This window comes from Burkholderia sp. Ac-20392 (assembly GCF_017104585.1).
GTDB classification, from domain to species: Bacteria; Pseudomonadota; Gammaproteobacteria; order Burkholderiales; family Burkholderiaceae; genus Burkholderia; species Burkholderia lata.
In genome coordinates, this window is the sequence record NZ_JAAGPB010000614.1 from 1 (window position 1) to 4,483 (window position 4,483).

Below are 4,483 nucleotides of genomic sequence, written 5' to 3' on the forward strand. Positions count from 1 at the left end.
CCTCGCGGGCGACACGGCGCACGCCGCGCCGCCGGTCGGCGCGTGCGGCCGCTAGCGCCTGCCGCGTACATCGCATCGCATTGAATTGCATCGCATTCGGCGTACGGCCCGCCAGCCGGGCAGCGGCGCCTTTCGACGGGAAGCAGTACCACGATACGCCGCGCGACGACGCGGCAGGAGGAGACATGAAGAAGATGATCGCGGCGGCGCTGATCGGCGCGCTGTGGGGGAGCGCGCACGCGCAGTCGAGCGTGACGCTGTTCGGCCGGATCGGCGGCGGCGTGCGCTGGGTCAACGGCTTGCCGGGCGGCAGCCAGGTCGGCTTCAACAACAACATCATCGCGGGCAACGAGTTCGGCATTCGCGGCAGGGAGGATCTCGGCGGCGGGCTGAAGGCGCTGTTCGTGCTCGACGGCGCGTTCAACAGCGGCACTGGTGCGCTGAAGACGTCCGGCACGCTGTTTTCGCAGGCCGCGTATGTCGGCCTGGCCGGCGATTTCGGCCGCCTGACGCTCGGCCGCCAGTTCAATGCCGCGGAGGATCTCGGCATCGCGCTCGATCCGCTCGGCGGGCGCGGGCAATCGCTCGCGGTCGAGCCGGGCGTGCAGTTCGACGGCAACTTCTTCACGCTCGATTCGCGCTTCAACAACACGATCAAGTATCTCGGGCAGGTGGGCGGCCTGCGGTTCGGCGCGAACTATTCGCCCGGCGGCGTCGCGGGCAGCGCGCATGCGGGCACCAGCTATTCGACGGCCGCGATGTACACGTACTCGGACCTGATGGGCGGCGTGTCGTATGCGAAGACCTACAGCCCGGACGGCTCGCAGTCGGCGCAGACGATCCAGGCGGGCGGCACGCTGCAGCTCGGCCGTACGCGCTTCTACCTGAGCTACGCGTCGCTGAACGTGAGCGCGAACAAGGCCGGCGCGCCGTCGCGGCGTGACGATATCCCGTCGTTCGGCGTGGTCGTGCAGCCGCTGCCGTCGGTGCAGTTGAGCGCGGCCGCGTTCTACGACCGCGCGCGCAATCTCGGCAACGTGTCGGGCGCGGACGGTCACAAGCTGACGACCTACGCGATCGCCGAATACTTCCTGTCGAAGCGCACCGAGCTGTATGTCGAGGTCGACCGCAACGGGATGACCGGTGCGTACATGCGCGACCCGGCAACGATCGCGGCGCTGAACCTGCGGCGCGGGGCGAGCGCGACGACCGGGGTGTCGATCGGGCTGATGACGCAGTTCTGAGTGTTTTTCAACGATTTTTCAGGAGTGTGATTCGATCATGCGTACTTCATCCCGACTCGCCGCAGCGCTGCTGACGGCGGCATGCTGGACCGTCACCGCCCACGCACAACCCGATGCCGCGAGCGCGGCGATCCCGGCATCGGCGGAGGCGGCCGTACAGGCGTCGGCACAGGCGCCTGCGCCGGCCGACCTGTCGCCAGCACAACGCAAGGCGGCCGACCGCAAGCTGAAACGCCGCGTCAGCACGGCGCTCGCGCGCACGAAGAACCTCAACGTCACGCGCATCCTCGTGCGGGTGCGCGACGGCAGCGTGACGCTCAGCGGCTCGGTCACGGATACGAACCAGGTGACGCTCGCGGCGGCGGTTGCGCGGCGCGTCGACGGGGTCGCGTCGGTGTCGAACCTGTTGCGCATCGACGGCCAGCAGCCGTGATCGCCGGCACACGGTCGTTTTCTTTCCACTACGAGACATGATTCGATGCGAATTCATCAACGCTTTACCGCCGCCCGGCGCATGCGCCGGCTGTCCGACACCTTCGTCCTGGCCGGCGGGCTCGCGCTCGCCGCGATCGCGCACGCGGTGCCGGCTGCACCCGCTGCACCCGCCGCAACCGACGCCGTCATGCCGGGCATGATGCAGGGCTTCCCGCCGCCGGCCGACCAGGTCGTCAACAAGGCGAACGCATTCACGCCGGCGCGCCTGCGCTGGGCGTTGGGCAATACGCGGCTGCTCGCGCCGACGGCCGGCATCCGGCATGCGACCACGCCGATGCTGTTGCCCGAGCAGCCGGCATCCGGTCTCGACACGCTGCCCGTGACGATCGGCGGCGAGACGCTGACGCTCGACGCCTACCTGCGCGCCACGCATACGGACGGCTTCATCGTCGTGCAGCGCGGCCGGATCGTCTACGAGCGCTACTTCGACGGCTTCCGGCCCGACCAGCCGCACGCGTGGGCGTCGATGACGAAATCGGTGACGGGCCTGCTGGCCGCGCAGATGATCGAATCGGGCGTACTCGACGCGGGTGCGCTGCTCGCGCGCACGGTGCCGGAACTCGCCGACACGCCGTTCGGCGGCGCGACGCTGCAGCAGAACCTGGACATGGAGGTGCCGACCTCGTACGCACCGGGCATCCCGCCCGATCTCGGGCTGTTCGGCGCGGTCGGGCTGGTGCCGCACCGCGAAGGCGCGCCGGCCAGCATCGCCGACTTCCTGCTGACCGTGCAGCGTGTGCCGGACGTGGCGCCCGGCAGCACATGGTTCTACCAGAACGGTTCGCCGGAAGCCGTCGCGTGGGCGATGCAGCGCGCGACGGGGCAATCGTGGAGCGCGCTGGTCGAGCGGTGGCTGTGGCGCGATTTCGCGGAAGACGATGCGTACGTCGTCGTCGACCGCAACGCGATGGCCATGGCGAGCGGCGGGTTGTACACGACGCTGCGCGATGCCGCGCGCTTCGCCGAGCGCGTGCGCACGGGGCTCGGCGGGGCACGTGGCGCGCTGCCCGCCGCGACGATTCGCGCGGCGCTGCAGCCCGCGCACAACGCGGCGCTGTTCGCGAAGGGCAACGTGATCGCGGGCAAGGACGGCTATGCGTATCGCGACTACTGGTACCAGGTGAACGACGGCGACGGTTCGTTCGCGGCGGCGGGGCGGTTCGGCCAGTCGATCCTCGTCGATCCGAAGCACGCGCTGACGATCGTCAAGTTCTCGTCGTCGCCGGACTTCGCGCCGCGCTCGCTCGATGCACACGGTGAATCGACACGGCCGCGCGCGGCGCTCGAACGCGGCGATGCGTTGAGCGGGGTGGCGCGCGCGGTCGTGGAGACGCTGCGGTAACGCAACCGCGCCCGCTCCGGCTCAGCGCTCGATCTGCCGGTTCCAGCGCGTATCCCACTGCGCGCGGCGGGCGTTGATCGCGGTCCAGTCGACGACCGTCACCTTGCGCACCAGGTCGTCGACGTTGCCGAGGCTCTGCTGCATCGCGGCGGGCATCTTCGCGACGCGGTTGGTCGGGATCTGCCTGCCGGCCTCGGCCGCCTTCGTCTGCGCGGGCGCGGACAGCAGGAACTGCGCGAGCTTCTGCGCCAGCTGCGGATCGGGGTTGTTCGCGACCACGCACAGGTCGACGAGCAGCAGCACGGGGCCTTCCTTCGGGTTCGCGTACGCGACCGGGATGCCCTTGTCCTGCAGGTCGCCGACGCCGGTCGGCGTGAGCGGGAACAGGCCGGCTTCGCCGGTCTGCACCATCTCGGAGATCTTCGCCGAGTTCGGGATGTACTCGACGACGTTCGGCCCGACCGTGCTCGCCCACTTGCTGAAGCCCGGCTCGACGTTCTGTTCGTTGCCGCCGAGCAGCCGGTTGATCGCGAGGAAGCCGTGCAGCCCGAACGTGCTGCTCGACGCCGACTGGAACACGACCTTGCCCTTGTATTTCGGATCCGCGAAATCCATCCACGACGTCGGCGGCGCCCAGCCCTTTTCCGCGAACAGCTTCTTGTTGTACGCGATGCCGGTCATCCCGAGTTGCACGCCCGCGCCGACGTCGTCCTTCATCCGCGCGAACGGGTACAGCTCCTTCAGCACCGGCGAATCGTCGAGCTTCTGGCACACGCCGAGGCTGACCGCGCGCGCCATCACGCCGTCGTCGAGGAACGCGACGTGGATCTGCGGCTTGTTGCGGTTCGCGAGCAGCTTCGCGAGCACGTCCGACGACGTGCCGGGCACGACGACGACCTTCACGTTGTTCGCCTTCTCGAAGTCGGGCAGCACCTGGCTCGTATAGGCCTTCTCCATCGGGCCGCCGTTCATGCCGACGTAGATCGTCTTCGTTTGCGCGAATGCGGGCGCACTCGCGCCGGCGAGGCAGAGGGCGGCGGCCGCCGTGATCGTTCCGAGCAGTTTCATTTGTGGGTCTCCTCTTGGGGGAAAGGGGTGGTCGGCGTGGCTTGCGGCGCGAAGCGGCCGATCGAGAACGCATCGAGCGGCGTGGCGGTTTCGCCGGCCGTGACGAGATCGGCGAGCACGTCGCCGACACCCGGCGCGAGCAGGAAGCCGCCGCCGGAAAAACCGAATGCATGCAGCAGGCGCGGCGTCGTGCGGCTCGCGCCGATGATCGGGTTGTGGTCGGGCGTGCAGCCTTCGACGCCGCTCCACGTGCGGATCAGCAGCGCGTCGCGCAGCGCGGGCAGCAGTGCGCAGGCGTCGCGCATCACCGCGCGCGTCGTATCGACCGACGGCT

At 69.4% G+C, this 4,483-nt stretch carries 6 protein-coding genes; 3 read left to right on the top strand and 3 right to left on the bottom strand.

The genetic code is table 11. From position 1 onward, the window contains the following. A partial coding sequence (locus tag G3N99_RS35540; RefSeq protein WP_206124692.1) for a hypothetical protein occupies nucleotides 1–187 on the bottom strand: 187 nt, incomplete at its 3' end. Between G3N99_RS35540 and G3N99_RS35545 the strand changes: the two genes are divergently transcribed. From G3N99_RS35545 to G3N99_RS35555, 3 genes are read left to right on the top strand one after another with little or no spacing between them, the layout of a single operon-like run. Beyond that, nucleotides 186–1,244 (top strand): porin, encoded by a 1,059-nt coding sequence (locus G3N99_RS35545; protein WP_174947776.1) that lies wholly within the window; start codon nucleotides 186–188, stop codon nucleotides 1,242–1,244. The genes G3N99_RS35540 and G3N99_RS35545 overlap by 2 nt on opposite strands. 37 nt (nucleotides 1,245–1,281) lie before the next feature. Further along, nucleotides 1,282–1,677 (top strand): BON domain-containing protein, encoded by a 396-nt coding sequence (locus tag G3N99_RS35550; protein WP_174938428.1) that lies wholly within the window; start codon nucleotides 1,282–1,284, stop codon nucleotides 1,675–1,677. 45 nt (nucleotides 1,678–1,722) lie between these two features. Beyond that, nucleotides 1,723–3,081, top strand: coding sequence for a serine hydrolase (locus G3N99_RS35555; RefSeq protein ID WP_206124693.1), 1,359 nt, complete (start codon nucleotides 1,723–1,725; stop codon nucleotides 3,079–3,081). A gap of 21 nt (nucleotides 3,082–3,102) precedes the next feature. Here G3N99_RS35555 and G3N99_RS35560 read toward each other — a convergent pair whose 3' ends face one another. Continuing rightward, nucleotides 3,103–4,149, bottom strand: coding sequence for an ABC transporter substrate-binding protein (locus G3N99_RS35560; RefSeq protein WP_206124694.1), 1,047 nt, complete (start codon nucleotides 4,147–4,149; stop codon nucleotides 3,103–3,105). Then, the coding region (locus G3N99_RS35565; RefSeq protein WP_206124695.1) for an FAD-binding oxidoreductase at nucleotides 4,146–4,483 on the bottom strand (338 nt) is incomplete at its 5' end. The genes G3N99_RS35565 and G3N99_RS35560, both read right to left, overlap by 4 nt.

What these genes read in the sequence shown, in the direction of transcription:
- G3N99_RS35545 (WP_174947776.1), top strand. Translation starts at nt 186, where the DNA reads ATGAAGAAGATGATCGCGGCGGCGCTGATCGGCGCGCTGTGGGGGAGC.
- G3N99_RS35550 (WP_174938428.1), top strand. Translation starts at nt 1,282, where the DNA reads ATGCGTACTTCATCCCGACTCGCCGCAGCGCTGCTGACGGCGGCATGC.
- G3N99_RS35555 (WP_206124693.1), top strand. Translation starts at nt 1,723, where the DNA reads ATGCGAATTCATCAACGCTTTACCGCCGCCCGGCGCATGCGCCGGCTG.
- G3N99_RS35560 (WP_206124694.1), bottom strand. Translation starts at nt 4,149, where the DNA reads ATGAAACTGCTCGGAACGATCACGGCGGCCGCCGCCCTCTGCCTCGCC.